Raw genomic sequence first — 14439 nt, 5'->3', positions numbered from 1 at the left:
AGCACGGCCGGCCGGGCACCGTGCTGCACGGGTGGGCCCTCGGCGCCGCGGCCGAGGAGTCGTTCGACACCGCGCAGGCGCACGGTTTCCACGCGGCGCGGGCCCTGGCCGGCGCGCTCGCCGTCGCCGAACAGGCCGGTGCGGTCGAGCTGGTGTTCCTCACGCCGGGCACCGTGGAAGCGACCGGGGGCGACCTTCGCCATCCCGAACACGGCACCCTGACCGGTCTCGGCCCGGTGATCGGGCAGGAGGTGCCCAACATCACCTGCCGGCTGGTCGACATCGACGTCCCCGGCTGCGCCGCCGCCCACGGTGGGCTCGCCGCGCTCGCCGCCGAGGTGGTGGCCGAGGCGTGCACCGGGATCACGGACCAGGTGGCGCTGCGCCGGACGGACCGCTGGGTGCAGACCTTCGAGCGGATCCGGCTGGACGAGGTGCCGCGCGAGCGGCGGCCGCTCGCCGACGGCGCGACCGTGCTGATCACCGGCGGGCTCGGCGACGTCGGCGTCCTGCTCGCCGAGCACCTTGCCAGCACCCGGGGTTGCCAGCTGGTGCTCACCGTCCGCACGCCGTTGCCGCCGGAGGAGGGCTGGCCGGCCTGGCTGGCCGAGCACCCGCACGACGACCGGGCCAGCCGGCACATCCGCACCGTGCAACGGTTGCGCGAGCACGGGGTGGCGGTACTGGCCCTGGCCGCCGACGTCGGCGACCCGGAGCAGATGGCCGCGGTGGTGTGCCAGGCACGGCAACGCTTCGGGCGGATCGACGCGGTGATCCACGGGGCCGGTGTGTCCGACGCGCGGTACTTCGGCCTGGCCGCCGAGATGACCGACGCGCAGTGCCAGGCCCACTTCGCGGCCAAGATCGGCGGACTCTGGGTGCTCGACGAGGTGCTCGGCGAGACCGACGCCCCGGTGCGGATGACCGTGTCCTCGCTGTCCTCCGTCCTCGGTGGACTCGGGTTCGCCGCCTACTCCGCCGCGAACTCCGGGATGGACGCCTACGCGCGAACCACCGCCGGACGATGGCTGTCCGTCAACTGGGAGGGGTGGGGCCTGCGGGACGAGGAGGACCACCCGATGCCGGCCACCACCATCAAGGAGTACTGGATGCGCCCGGACGAGGGCGTCGAGATCTTCGAGCGCGCGCTCGCGGTGGCCGGCCGGGTGAGCCAGCTGGTGGTCTCCAGCGGGCCGCTGCTGCCCCGGCTGGCCCAGTGGACCGGCGTGGCGGAGGTCCGGGAGAGCGAAGCGGTGCAGCAGCGGCACCCGCGCCCGCCGCTGTCCACCCCGTACGAGCCCCCGGCGCCCGGCCACGAGTCCGCCATCGCCGAACTGTGGTGCGAGGTGCTCGGCATCGACCGGATCGGGGCCAACGACAACTTCTTCGAGCTGGGCGGCCATTCGTTGACCGCGGTCCGGCTGATGGGCCGGATCCGGGTCGGCTACGGCGGAGTCCCGATCGCCGCCGTGATCGAGCACCCGACGGTACGGGAGCTCAGCAAGGTCGTGGCCGGCGCCAACGCGATCGACAAGGAGTAAGCGATGACCGTGGTAGGAGTGGTCGGCGCCGGGATCATGGGCGCTGGTGTCGCGCAGAACCTCGCGCAGAGCGGACATGCGGTCCGGCTGGTGGACATCAGCGCCGACGCGGTGGCTTCCGCGCTGGAACGTATCGAGCTGAACTGCCGGATGAGCCGGATGCTCGGCGGGCCCGCGGTGGACGCCGGCGAGGTGCTCGCCGCGATCACGGCCGGCACCGGGCTCGACCTGCTGGCCGACGCCGAGGTCGTGATCGAGAACATCCCCGAGGACGAGTCGCTCAAGCATGAGCTCTACCGCCGGCTCGACGCGGTCTGCCAGCCCGGCTGCGTTTTCGTCGCCAACACCTCGGCGATCCCGATCACCCGGATCGGCTCGTGGACCGGGCGGCCGGAACAGGTCGTCGGCGTGCACTTCATGAACCCGGTGCCGATGAAGCCGGCCGTGGAGCTCATTCCCGGCCACCACTCCTCGGCGCAGGCGCTGGCCACGGTGCGTGAGCTGCTGGCGTCGATGGACAAGAAGCCGATCGACGTCAACGACTCCTGCGGGTTCATCTCCAACCGGGTCTCGCACGTCTTCATGAACGAGGCCGCGTACCTGGTGTATGAGGGCGTCGCCACGGCCGAGGCCGTCGACGAGGTGTTCCGCAGCTGCTTCGGGCATCCGATGGGTCCACTCGAGACACTCGACCTGATCGGCGTGGACACCGTCCTGCAGAGTATCGAGGTGCTCCACGAGCACTTCGCCGACAGTAAGTACCGCCCGTGTCCGCTGCTCAAGCAGATGGTCGACGCCGGGCTGCTCGGGCGGAAGTCGGGCGAGGGTTTCTACCGTCACGGCCCCGACTCACGAGGACCGGCCGATCGTGCCGGCCGGAACGGCCATCTCGCCGCGGTCCGGTCCGGATCCGAAAACTGAGGAGGTTGTAGAGACCATGTCCGACACCGCACGTGCCGACCTGCGCCGGTTCATCACGGCGAAGTATCCGGCCATCGAGCTCACCGACGACCAGGACATCTTCGCTCTGGGCTTCGTGAACTCGCTGTTCGCGATGGAGCTGGTGATGTTCGTCGAGAAGACGTTCGGCACCCAGATCCCCAACGACGAGCTCAGGCTGGACCACTTCCGCTCGGTGAACGCGATGGTGCAACTGGTGCACCGGCTCAACGCACCCACCAGCCAGGCGTCCAACGCCTGACCGACGCCACCCCGGGAGACGCACCATGAGCACCGCCATGAGCCTCGACCCCGAGGCCGTCCTCGCCGACGTGCGGACGTTCGTCGACGACGAGGTCGTACCGCACGCCGAGGAGTTCGACCGCACCGAGCGGCTGCCGCGGTCCCTGCTGGACCGGGTCGGCCAGCTGGGCCTGTGGGCGCCCTTCCTCTCCGTCGACATCGGCGGTGCCGGACTGGACATGGTCACGCTGGGCCGGATCCACGAGGAGGTCGGCCGGGGCTGTTCCGGGCTGCGCAGCATGTTGACCGTGCACGGCATGGTGTCGTGGTCGGTCGGCCGCTGGGGCAGCGCCGAGCAGCGCGACCGCTGGCTGGCGCCGCTGATCTCGGGGGACACCTTCGGGGTGTTCTGTCTGTCCGAACCGGACAGTGGCAGCGACGCGACGGCGGCCGGCACCCTCGCCGAGGCCGACGGGTCCGGCTGGGTCATCAACGGGCACAAGAAGTGGATCACCGGCGGCCAGGTCGCCGACCTGCTGCTGGTGTTCGCCCGCACGGGTCCCGGCATGAGCGCCTTCCTGGTGCCCAGCCAGACGCCCGGGGTGGAGATCACGCCGATTCCCAACATGCTCGGCACCCGGTCGAGCATGATCGCCGAGATCGTGCTGCGGGATGTCCGGGTCGGCGCCGAGGCGATGATCGGCCCGCCGGGCTGGGCGGCCGGCACCGTGATGACCGGTGCGCTCGACCTGGGGCGTTACAGCGTCGCCTGCGGCTCGGTCGGTATCGTCCAAGCCTGCCTGGACGCCTGCGTCGCCTACACCTCGCGCCGAACTGTCCATGATGGACGTTTGCGTGACCTGCAGCTGATCCGCCGAAAGATCAGCGACATGGTCACCAGCGCCCGCGCGGCCCGCCTGCTGTGCGAGCACGCCGGCCGGCTCAAGGACGCCGGGGACCCGGCCACGATCATGGCCACCTGGGTGGCGAAGTACCACGCGTCGACCGCCGCCACCGCCGCGGCCAGCGATGCCGTACAGATCCACGGCGCCAACGGATGCAGCCCCGACTATCCGGCGGCCCGGCTCTACCGGGACTCCAAGATCATGGAAATCATCGAGGGCAGCACCGAGATTCAGCAGACCACGATCGCCGAAGAAGCCTACCGGGAGGTGGCGTGATGACCGACGAACGTGCGCAGGCCCTGGCCAAGCGCGGCCGGATCAAGTGCGTGGTGTGGGATCTGGACAACACGCTGTGGGACGGCACGCTGCTGGAAGGTGGCGAGGTCACCGTGCGCCCGGAGGTCGTCGCAGAGATCCGCCGGCTCGACGACATCGGCATCCTGCACTCGATCGCCAGCAAGAACGACTACGACGCGGCGATGGCCCGGCTGCGGGCGGAGGGGCTCGACGAGTACTTCCTCTACCCGCAGATCAACTGGAACCCGAAGTCCGCCTCGATCGAACAGATCGCGAAGTCCATCAACATCGGGATCGACGCGCTCGCGTTCGTCGACGACCAGCCGTTCGAGCGGGCCGAGGTGGAGCACGCGCATCCCTCGGTGATCACGGTGGACGCGCTGGAGGTCGACACGGTGCTGAAGAACCCGGCGTTCGAGCCGCGGTTCGTCACCGACGAGTCCAAGCTGCGCCGGCTCATGTACCGCGGCGACGTCGAACGCAACCGGCAGGAGCAGGAGTACCAGGGCACCAGCGAGGAGTTCCTGGCCACGCTGGACATGCACTTCACCATCCGGCCGGCCCAGCTGGAGGACCTGCGGCGCGCGGAGGAACTGACCGTGCGCACCAACCAGCTCAACTCCACCGGCCGCACCTACTCCTACGAGGAGTTGGACGAGCTGCGGCAGTCTCCGGACCACCTGCTGCTGGTCGCCTCGCTCACCGACCGCTACGGCAGCTACGGCACGATCGGCCTGGCACTGGCCGAGTGCGGCCGGCCGGCCTGGCACCTGCGCATGTTGCTGATGTCCTGCCGGGTGATGGCCCGCGGCGTCGGCACGGTGCTGCTCAACCACCTGATGTCGTTGGCCAAGGCGGACGGCGCGGTGTTCCGCGCGGACTTCGTCGAGACCGGGCGCAACCGGGTGATGTACGTGACCTTCGCCTTCGCCGGCTTCACCGAGGTGGAACGCGACGGCGCACAGCTGGTGCTGGAGTCCGACCTCGAGCGAATCCAGGGCTTTCCGGACTATCTGACCGTGAACCTGGGATGAGCGCCGGGTCGGGCAGGCACGCGAGGAGCGGAAGATGAGGGCTGTGAGCTGGTTGGGGCGGCCGCCGCCGGGCCTGGCGGGGCTGCATCCCAACACGACGAGGGCGACCCTGCAGGTGCTTGCCATCGCCCTGCCGCGCATGTTGCGCAACACGCTGCTGCCCGGCCTGACGTTCCTGGCCGGTTCGGCGGCGCTCGGTGTCGAGATCGGCGCGGTGCTCGCCTGCCTGACCGCCGCGGGGCTGTTCCTGGTCGACCGGCGGGCCGGGCGCGCCGGCTTCATCGCCGCCCTGGTGATGGTGTTCGTGTTCATGTCCGCCGCGGCCGCCGTGATCTCCCGCAGCCTGGCGTTGTTCTTCGTGCCCGTGGCCGGGGTGGACCTGCTGATGGGCAGCTACACCATGGTGAGCGTCCTCATCGGACGCCCGCTGTTCGCCTCGGCCACCCCCGACTTCCTGTCGCTGTCACCGTGGGTGCGGGACACCGAGATCTACCGGCGCACCGCCCGCGACGCGACCGTGCTGGCCGGCTGCTACTTCCTGCTGCGTGCGGTGTTCCGGCTGGCCGCGTTCATCTGGCTGCCGCCGGGCGCCTTCATCGCGGTGACGATTGCCGGCGAGATCGTCGGCGACATCCTGGTCGTCGGTCTGGCGGTCCGGATGAACATCCGGCGCCTGCGCCCGATCGGCACAGGCCCTGCCCCGGTGCACGGAGAGGTGTGGATATGACCGGAAAATCGCAAGCAGTGCAAGGAACCCGATGGCTGCCGCTCGGCGAGCCGACGCTGACCCGGCCCCGGCTGTTCTGCTTCCCCCACGCGGGCGCCAGCGCCGCGGCCTACGGTGGCTGGCAACGGGTTGCCGGTGACCAGATCGCGGTGTGCCCGGTCCAACCGCCCGGGCGGGCCGAGCGGTACCGGGTCCCCGCCTACCACGACGTCGATGCCTTCGTCGACGACCTGGTCACCGACCTCGGTCACCAGTTCACCGGACACTACGCGCTGTTCGGCCACAGCATGGGCGCGCTGGTGGCCTACGAGCTGGCCCGCCGGCTGCAGGCGAACGGCGCCCCGGCGCCGGTCCACCTGTTCGTGTCCGGCCGGACCGCGCCCCACCTGGCCGAGACCCGGACCCGGCTTCGCGACCTGCCGGTGGACCGGCTCGTGCACGAACTGCGCCGCATGGGCGGCACGCCGGACATGCTGCTGCGCGACCGTGAACTGCTCGAGGCGTTCCTTCCGTTGCTGCGCGCGGATTTCTCGGTCAACGAGACCTATCGCTACCAACCGCACCTGCCGCTGGCCATTCCGCTGACCGCGTTCGGCGGACAGTCCGACCCGCGGGCCGAGGAGTGGGAGATGCGGGAGTGGGCCACGCACACCAGTGCGCGGTTCCAGTGCCGGATGTACCCCGGCGGGCACTTCTTCACCGAGGAGCACACCGCGGACGTGCTCGGCGTCATGCGATCGGAACTGCTCTGCACCGCACCTCTGTCGTGAGGCTCCGGACAAGTCGATCGAAGTGGGGGACGAGCGATGACCATCCTGCAGCCGGCTGAGATCGACCCCATCGAACCCGCCGCGCCGCCTGCGCCCCGGTCCCGGGTGCGGTTCGCCTGGTACGCCTACGACTGGGCGAACTCGGTGTTCACCACCATCGTCACGTCGATGTTCTTCGGTCCCTACCTGACCGGGATCACCAAGGACGCGGCGGACCCGGCCGGGTTCGTCCACCCGCTGGGGCTGCCGGTTCGCGCCGAGTCGTTCTACCCGTTCCTCGTCGCGCTGTCGTTGATCCTGCAGGTGCTCGTGCTGCCGGCGGCCGGCGCTCTGGCCCACCGGGTGCCGAGGAACCGGCTGCTCGGCGCCCTGGCGGTGTTCGGTGGCACGGCCACGGTCGGGCTGGCGCTGGTGTCGCACCTGAGCTTTCTGGCCGGCGGTCTGCTGTTCGTGGCGGCCACGCTGGCGTTGGGCGCCTCGGTCGTCGTCTACGACACGTACCTGCCCGAGATCGCCGCGCCGCCGGACCGGGCCGACGTGTCCTCCCGGGGCGCCGCGGCCGGCTACCTCGGCACCGTGGTGCTCCTGGTGGTCAGCATCTCGGTGGTGCTGGCCCGGGACTCCCTTGGCCTGTCCGAGGACGCTGCGGCGTCGGTCTGCCTGATGCTCGCCGGGCTGTGGTGGGCCGGGTTCAGCCTGCTGCCGGCGCGGGTGCTGCCGGGCACGGTGATCCGCACCGAACAGGGCGGCGCCGGATTGGGGGAGTTCCGCCGAATGTGGACCGAGTTGGTCCGGCCAACCGCCACCTCAGGGGACCGTGACGGCACCCAGCCACAATCCACCGGACCTCGCACCCGTTCCCCGGAACGCGACAACCGCAAAAAACCCCGGAGAGGCGGCGCGGCCGTGTTCCTGGTGGCGTTCCTCCTCTACAACAGCGCGATCCTGGTGATCAGCAGCCAGGGCACCACGTTCGTCACCGAGGAGTTGGCGGTCTCCCAGGATCTGCTGGTGCTCGGGGTGCTTCTGGTCAGCATGGTCGCGGTGCTGGGCACCATGCTCGGCGGGCGGCTGGCCAGCCGGTTCGGCGCGCCGGTCATCCTGTTGGCCAGCCTCGCGGTGTGGCTGGTGGTGGTCGGCCTGCAGGTGACCGTGCGGCCCGGCGCGATGGCCGTCCTGGTCCTGATCGGCATCCTGGTCGGCCTGGTGAACGGCACCAGCTATGCGTTGTCGCGCGCGGTGTTCGCCAACCTCACGCCGGCCGGCCGCAGCGCCGAGTACTTCAGCCTGTTCGAGATCGTCAACCGCAGCCTGGGCGCGTTCGGCGTGATCCTGTTCGGAGCGGTGGTCCAGATCACCGGGAACTACCGGCTGGCCATCGGCACGATGTCGGTGCTGTTCCTCGGCGGCGCGGCGCTGCTGGTCGTGGCGGTCGTGCGCGCCGTCCCGGAATCCCTTGCGGTAGGCGGTGGTCGAGATGACTGAACCACTTCGGGTGCTGCTGACCGAGTCGGTCAGCGCTTCGGCGCGGGAGATGGTGACCGTGCTGACCCGGCAGGGCCACGCGGTGGGCGTGCTGGAACCCCGGCGGGACGGGCTGCTGTCGGTCACCCGCCGGGTCCGCTGGCGCCACCCCGTCCCCGCCTTCGGGTCCGACCCGGTCGGCTACCTCACCGCGCTGGTGGAGGTGCTGCGCCGGCAGCACTACGACCTGGTCCTGCCCACGCACGAGCAGATCGCGGTGCTGGCCCGGTATCCGGGGGAGTTGGCCGGTCTCGGCGTCGCGGTCGCCGTACCGCCCTTCGAGTCCCTTGCCAGGGTGCAGAACAAGGCGGAGGCGGTGCGCCTGCTGACCGGTCTGGGCGTGCCCCAGCCGGACACCGAGGTGGTGAGCTCGGCCGGCGAGCTGCGCGCGACCGGCGAGTTTCCTTGCTACGTCAAGCTTCCGGTGGCGACGGGCAGCCGGGGGGTGTGGCTCGTCGACGGGCCGCGAACCCTGCACCAGGTCGCCGACCGGCCCGAGGTGATCGACACCTTCGGGCGCGGCTGGCCGGTTCTGGTGCAACGGCCGGTGACCGGCTCGTTCGTGTTGATGCAGACGGTCTTCGACCAGGGTGAGCTGGTGGCCGCGCACGCCGTGCGCCGGGTGCACGAGGGCGTGCAGGGCAGCGCCGCCGCCAAGGAGTCGGTCAGCCTGCCGCGGCTGCGGGAGCATCTCGCCGCGCTCGGCGCCGAGCTCCGCTGGCACGGTGCGCTGTCCGTGGACGCGATCATCGGTCCGGACGGCGTCGCCCGCGTGATCGACATCAACCCCCGGCTGGTGGAGCCGGTCAACGCCGAGCTTGCCGGGGCCGACCTGGTCGGCCGGCTGCTGGCGGTCTCGCGCGGGGACCGGCCCGTGCCGGCGCCCCCCGGGCGGACCGGCGTGCGGACCCACATGGCCCTGATGGCCGTGCTGCGCCACGGCGAGCTCGGCCACCGTCGCCGGGACGTCGCCGCCGAACTGTGGAACGTCCTGACCGGGCGGGGGCGCTATGCCGGCAGCACCGAGGAACTGCTGCCCGCCCGGTGGGATCCGCCGGCCGCCCTGCCGCTGCTGGTCGTGTCCGCCATGTTGCTGGTGAACCCGCGGCTGTGGCTGAGGATCGCCGGGGCGACACCCTCCGGGATGGTGCTCAGCCCGGATGCCTGGCAGCAGCTCGGGTCCGGCAACCGGCAACGGTCCATCCCGGACTGAGCGTTTCCGTAGTCGAGTGGCGCCCGTGCGCGACGGGCGCCACTCAACCATGTTCGAAAGACCGGTTTCCCGCGCATTTCCGTGGTGCGCGCCTCATGGTTGTGCGGTAGTTCTCCAGACAGTCGTCTGATGTACTCACCCGTCCCTCGTGGATTCTTCATGTGCCGGGCACTGACCAGGTACTTTGCTCCGCTGTGCGGGGTGCGGGCGGCCGGCCGGCCCGAATTGGCCGGGGTTTCGTCCGAGCGGCCCGGCGTGTGACCATGATCCCGCGCCAGATGCGACCGACGAGAACGGTATCTAGGGGTGAGAATCGATGCGCTTTCGCTTACTTGGTTCATTAGAGGTCTTTGATGAGGACCGGCAGTTGGATTTGGGTGGTTGGGTGCAACGGGCCGTTCTCGGTTACCTGCTGCTGCACGCCAACCACGTGGTTCCGACGAGCCGGATGCTGCGTGCCCTGTGGGACGGCCAACCCCCCTTGACGGCTCGCAAGATGGTGCAGAACGCCGTCTCCGCCATCCGGCGGATGCTGGCGGCCAGCAGCGACGACTCGGCGACGCTGCTCACCCACCCACCGGGGTACCGGTTGCAGGTCGACCCCGACTCCGTTGACATCCACTACTTCCGGCGGCTGGTCGACCAGGGCCGCACCGCGCTGGCGGCCGGTTCGCTCGGGCGCGGGACGAGCCTGCTCCGGGAGGCGCTGGCGCTCTGGCAGGGCCGGGCGTTGGCCGATCTGGTGGAGCGCGGGACCACCTGGTCGGAGCTGGTGGCCATGGAGAACGAGCGGCTGCTCGCGCTCGAGGACTGCTTCGACGCGGAGCTCGAATGCGGACGGCACCGCGAGATCACTCCGGAACTGGAGGTGCTGACCGAGTCCGAACCGCTGCGGGAACGGCTGTGCATGCAGTTCATGCTCGCGCTGTACCGGTCCGGCCGGCAGGCCGACGCGCTCACCATCTACCGGCGCACCCGGGCCGCTCTGGTCGACGACCTCGGAATCGAGCCGGGCCGGGAGCTGCAGCGGCTGCAACACATGATTCTCGAACACGACGCTTCTATTCAGGCGCCGATGCTGGTGGCGTGAATTGACGCCCGGTTACTTCAGGATGGGCTGTCCGTAGAACGGTCAGGCGTGCTGTCCAACTCGCCGCGGGGCATACTGAAATCGTCCAGTCGGCTGCATTTTGGATGCAATAGTGGATGGGCAGTGTCTGACAATGTTGCGAACCGAGCTGATCCGGCCGCTGCCCGAACTGCTGCTGGCACACGCCGAGCGTCTGGGGGCCAAGATCGCGTTCGCCGATGACCGGCGGGCGGTGAGCTACGCGCAGTTGCAGTGCCGCACTGCGCGACTCGCCGGACACCTCGCCGAGCTGGGGGTGTACCCGGGCGACCGGGTGGTGATCTGTCTCGGCAACAGTGTCGACCTGGTGGAGAGCGCGATCGCGGTCCTGCGGGCCGGTGCGATCGGGGTGCCGGTCAGTCCCGGATGGACGGACGCCGAACTGGCCCACGTACTCGACGACAGCGGCGCCGAACTCGTGCTCACCGGTGCGGCGCACCTCGACCAGGTGACCCGCCTGCTGGCGGACCGGCCGCGGCTGCGCGTGGTGCGCGCCGAGAGCTTCGGCGACCTGGCGGAGACCGAACCGGCGAGCCCGGCGTCGGACGACCTCCAACTCGACGACCTGGCCTTCCTCAACTACACGCCGGGAACGACCGGACCGCCCAAGGGAGTCCTGTCCAGCCAGCGCAATGCGCTGTGGACGGTCGCGGCCTGTTACGCACCCGTGCTCGGCCTCTCGGCCGACGACCGGATCCTGTCCGCGCTGCCGTTGTCCGACCACATCGGACACGGCCTCGGGATGCTCGGCGTGATCGCGGTCGGCGCCACCGCGCGGATCACCGGCGGCCGGTCCCCGGAGGAACTGCTGACCGCGCTGGCCGCCGACCGGTGCACGGTCGTGGTCGCGACGCAGGCGACCTGTGCGGGGCTGGTGGAGGCGGCACCGGACGGTGCACCGCACCGGCCCCGGCTGGGTCTGGTCGCCGGCGCGTCCGGCGAACACCTGGCATCGTCCTTTGTGGAGCGTTTCGGAGCGCCGCTGGTGGACTGCTACGGCAGCACCGAGACCTGCGGACCGGTCGCGGTCGGCGGCCCGGCGGCGGGCCTGCCGGTGCCCGGGTTGAGCGTGCGCCTCGTGGATCCGGAGACCGGGGTCGACGTCGGCTCCGGCCGGGCCGGCGAGGTGTGGGTGAGCGGGCCGAACGTGATGGCCGGCGGATACCACAACCTGCCCGCGCTGACGGCGTCCGTGCTGCGCGACGGGTGGTACCGCACCGGCGATCTGGCCCGCCGCGACGAGTCGGGACATCTCACGGTCACCGGCCGGGTCGCGGACCTGATCGTGCGCGACGGGGAGCGCACGAACCCGCGGCTGATCGAGGACGCCCTGCGCGCGGTCCCCGGGGTGGCGGACGTGGCGGTGGTCGGCCGGCCGCACCCGGAGTCGGGCGAGGTGCCGGTGGCGTTCGTGGTGGCGGGCCCGGTCGGGCCCGCGCCGGACCGGCTGATCGCGGTGTGCCGGCAGCGGTTGCGGGATTCCCAGCTACCCCAGGAGATCTATCAGGTCGGCGAGTTGCCTCGGGACGGTTCGGGCCGGCTGCGCCGCCGCGAACTGCTCGACCGGCCGGCCCGGCTGCTCGCCGTGCCGGACCGGTACGAGTCACTGTTCCGGCTCGACTGGGAGCCGCTGTCCACCGGGCCCGGCGACGGTGCGGTGCCGGGGCCGGACGTGGCGGTGCTGGAGGTGGCCGCCGGCGATGCCGACCCGGGGCGCGATGTGCTTCGGGACACCGCTGATCTGCTGTGGGCCTGGCTCGGTGGCGACCGGCCGGCGACCTCCCGGCTGGTCGTGCTGACCCGCCACGGCGTCTGTGCCGGACCGGACGACGGCGCCCCGGATCCGCTGCACGCGGCGGTGACCGGACTGCTGCGATCCGCGCAGACCGAGCACCCCGACCGGTTGACCCTGGTGGACCTGGACAGCGCGGAGTCCTCGGCCGGCGCGTTGCCGGTCGCGATCGCGTCCGGCGAGCCGTTGCTCGCCGTGCGCTCCGGCGTGGTGCTGCGACCCCGGCTGATCCGGGTCGCCGCCGCCGCACGCCCGCTTCCGCCGTTCGACCCGGGCGAGACCGTGGTGGTCGCCGATGCCGGTGGCCACCACGATGGCGCCACCATCGCCGAGCACCTGGTGACCAGCCACCAGGTCCGGCACCTGCTGCTGATCGGCCCGCCCGGGGGTGACCCGGGCGCCCTGGGCGACCGGTTGACCGGTCTGGGCGCCGGCGTCTCGGTCGCCGGTTGCGACCTGGCCGATCGGGACGCGCTGGCGGCCGTGCTGGCGGACCACCGGATCACCGGCGTGGTGTACGCGGCACCCGGCGCCGCCGGCCCGTCCATTGTGGAGGGACTGCGCAACCTGGACGAGCTCACCGCGGGTCACGACGTGTCGGCGTTCGTGGTGATCACGGCGGCGGCCGACGCGCTGGGCGCCGCCGGCCGCAGTGACCACGGCGCGACCGCCGCCGGGCTGGAGGCGCTGGTCCTGGACCGGGTCGCGCGGGGTCTGCCGGCGGTGTCGGTCGCGTGGCACGACGCGGTGGGAGCCCCGGAACTGCCCGGCGTCACGGCACTGTCCGCCCGGGAGGCCATGGCGATGCTCGACGCCGCGCTGGCGGCCGGCGCCCCCGGCTTCGTCGCCCTGCGGCACTCCACCGGATCCCCGGCGGCCGGCGGGTCGGCGCCCGCTCCCATTCTGCTGCACCAACTCGTCGGCGCGCCCGCGCGCCGCACCGGGCCGGAGGCCGCGGCGCTCGATGCGATGCGCAGGCGGCTGCTGGCCGTACCCGACGCCGAACGGGAGACCGTGCTGCTGGACCTGGTGCGATCCGCGGTCGCGGACGTGCTGGAAGCCGGCGCGCCCGGCGGGTTCGGCGCCGACCGCGCCTTCTCCGACGCGGGCTTCACCTCGCTGACCGCGGTGGAACTGCGCAACGGGTTGAACCTGGCCACCGGGCTGCGGCTGCCGGCGACGGTGGTGTTCGACTACCCGACGCCGCGGTCGCTGGCCCGGTACCTGCGGTCGGAGTTGATCGGGGCGCCTGCCGAGGAGCCACGGGAGACCGACCCGGCCGGTGCGCCGTCGGCCGACCCGATCGTGATCGTGGGGATGGGCTGCCGGCTGCCGGGCGGCATCGGATCTCCGGACGACCTGTGGCGCGTGGTGGATGACCGCGTCGACGCGGTGTCGGACTTCCCGGCCGATCGGGGCTGGGACGTGGCGGCGTTGTTCGACCCGGATCCCGACCGGCTGGGCAGGACCTACGCCCGGCGGGGCGGGTTCGTCGCCGACGCGGGCGGCTTCGACGCGGAGTTCTTCGGGATCTCGCCGCGTGAGGCGCTGGCGATGGACCCGCAGCAGCGGCTGCTCCTCGAAGTGTCGTGGGAGGCGCTGGAGCACGCCGGGATCGACCCGAAGTCGTTGCACGGCAGCCGAACCGGCGTGTTCACCGGCATCGCCGCACACCACTACGGCGAGGGCGCGGACCGCGGGCCGGCGGGCGTCGAGGGACACGTGCTGATCGGCAACTCGTGCAGCGTGGCCTCCGGCCGGGTGGCCTACGCGCTCGGGCTGGAAGGTCCGGCGCTGTCGATCGACACGGCGTGCTCGTCCTCGCTGGTGGCGTTGCACGTTGCGGTGCAGGCGTTGCGGCGGGGGGAGTGCTCGCTGGCGCTGGCCGGTGGGGTGACGGTGATGTCGACGCCGGAGGTGTTCGTCGAGTTCTCCCGGCAGCGCGGCCTGTCCGCCGATGGCCGGTGCCGGCCGTTCGCGGCCGCCGCGGACGGCACCGGTTGGGCGGAAGGCGTCGCGGTCCTGCTGCTGGAGCGGCTGTCGGACGCGCGGCGGTTGGGGCATCGGGTGTTGGCGGTGGTGCGGGGTTCGGCGGTGAACCAGGATGGTGCGTCGAATGGGTTGACGGCGCCGAATGGGCCGTCGCAGCAGCGGGTGATTCGGGCGGCGTTGGCGGATGCCGGGTTGTCGGCCGGGGACGTCGATGTGGTGGAGGCGCACGGTACCGGGACGACGTTGGGGGACCCGATCGAGGCGCAGGCGATCTTGGCGACGTATGGCCAGGACCGGCCGGAGGGCCGGCCGGTGTGGTTGGGGTCGATCAAG

The 14439-nt window shown here is 71.4% G+C and carries 11 protein-coding genes; all 11 read left to right on the top strand.

What is annotated here, in order from left to right:
* A partial coding sequence (locus VFO68_RS03285) for an SDR family NAD(P)-dependent oxidoreductase (protein ID WP_325156628.1) occupies positions 1 to 1541 on the top strand: 1541 nt, incomplete at its 5' end.
* 3 nt (positions 1542 to 1544) lie between these two features.
* The gene (locus tag VFO68_RS03280; RefSeq protein WP_325156627.1) at positions 1545 to 2462 is read left to right on the top strand and encodes a 3-hydroxyacyl-CoA dehydrogenase family protein; all 918 of its coding nucleotides are present in this window, start codon (positions 1545 to 1547) and stop codon (positions 2460 to 2462) included.
* A 16-nt stretch (positions 2463 to 2478) separates the two neighbouring features.
* The gene (locus tag VFO68_RS03275) at positions 2479 to 2742 is read left to right on the top strand and encodes an acyl carrier protein (protein ID WP_325156626.1); all 264 of its coding nucleotides are present in this window, start codon (positions 2479 to 2481) and stop codon (positions 2740 to 2742) included.
* A 25-nt stretch (positions 2743 to 2767) separates the two neighbouring features.
* Entirely contained in the window at positions 2768 to 3904 is a 1137-nt protein-coding gene (locus tag VFO68_RS03270; protein ID WP_325156625.1) for an acyl-CoA dehydrogenase family protein, read from the top strand.
* Positions 3904 to 4959, top strand: a complete 1056-nt coding sequence (locus VFO68_RS03265; protein WP_325156624.1) for an HAD-IIIC family phosphatase — start codon at positions 3904 to 3906, stop codon at positions 4957 to 4959. Before VFO68_RS03270 ends, VFO68_RS03265 begins: the two co-directional genes overlap by 1 nt.
* A 34-nt stretch (positions 4960 to 4993) precedes the next feature.
* The gene (locus tag VFO68_RS03260) at positions 4994 to 5686 is read left to right on the top strand and encodes a hypothetical protein (protein ID WP_325156623.1); all 693 of its coding nucleotides are present in this window, start codon (positions 4994 to 4996) and stop codon (positions 5684 to 5686) included.
* A gap of 17 nt (positions 5687 to 5703) precedes the next feature.
* Positions 5704 to 6456 carry a thioesterase II family protein gene (locus VFO68_RS03255; protein WP_325156622.1) on the top strand — a complete coding sequence of 251 codons (753 nt, stop codon included), beginning with the start codon at positions 5704 to 5706 and terminating at the stop codon, positions 6454 to 6456.
* Positions 6457 to 6492: 36 nt separating this feature from the next.
* On the top strand, positions 6493 to 7941 hold the full coding sequence (locus VFO68_RS03250) for an MFS transporter (protein ID WP_325156621.1): 1449 nt from the start codon (positions 6493 to 6495) through the stop codon (positions 7939 to 7941).
* Positions 7934 to 9193, top strand: coding sequence for a hypothetical protein (locus VFO68_RS03245; RefSeq protein ID WP_325156620.1), 1260 nt, complete (start codon positions 7934 to 7936; stop codon positions 9191 to 9193). Before VFO68_RS03250 ends, VFO68_RS03245 begins: the two co-directional genes overlap by 8 nt.
* A 385-nt stretch (positions 9194 to 9578) precedes the next feature.
* Complete coding sequence (locus tag VFO68_RS03240; RefSeq protein ID WP_325156619.1) at positions 9579 to 10283, top strand: AfsR/SARP family transcriptional regulator; 705 nt, start codon at positions 9579 to 9581, stop codon at positions 10281 to 10283.
* 133 nt (positions 10284 to 10416) lie between these two features.
* Positions 10417 to 14439 (top strand): beta-ketoacyl synthase N-terminal-like domain-containing protein (locus tag VFO68_RS03235; protein ID WP_325156618.1); only part of this gene is annotated, 4023 nt, incomplete at its 3' end.

It is taken from the genome of Actinophytocola sp., from assembly GCF_035712165.1.
Taxonomy (GTDB): Bacteria; Actinomycetota; Actinomycetes; order Mycobacteriales; family Pseudonocardiaceae; genus DASYTH01.
Note: the sequence above shows the minus strand (reverse complement) of the source record. Positions and strands in the feature narration are given on the sequence as shown.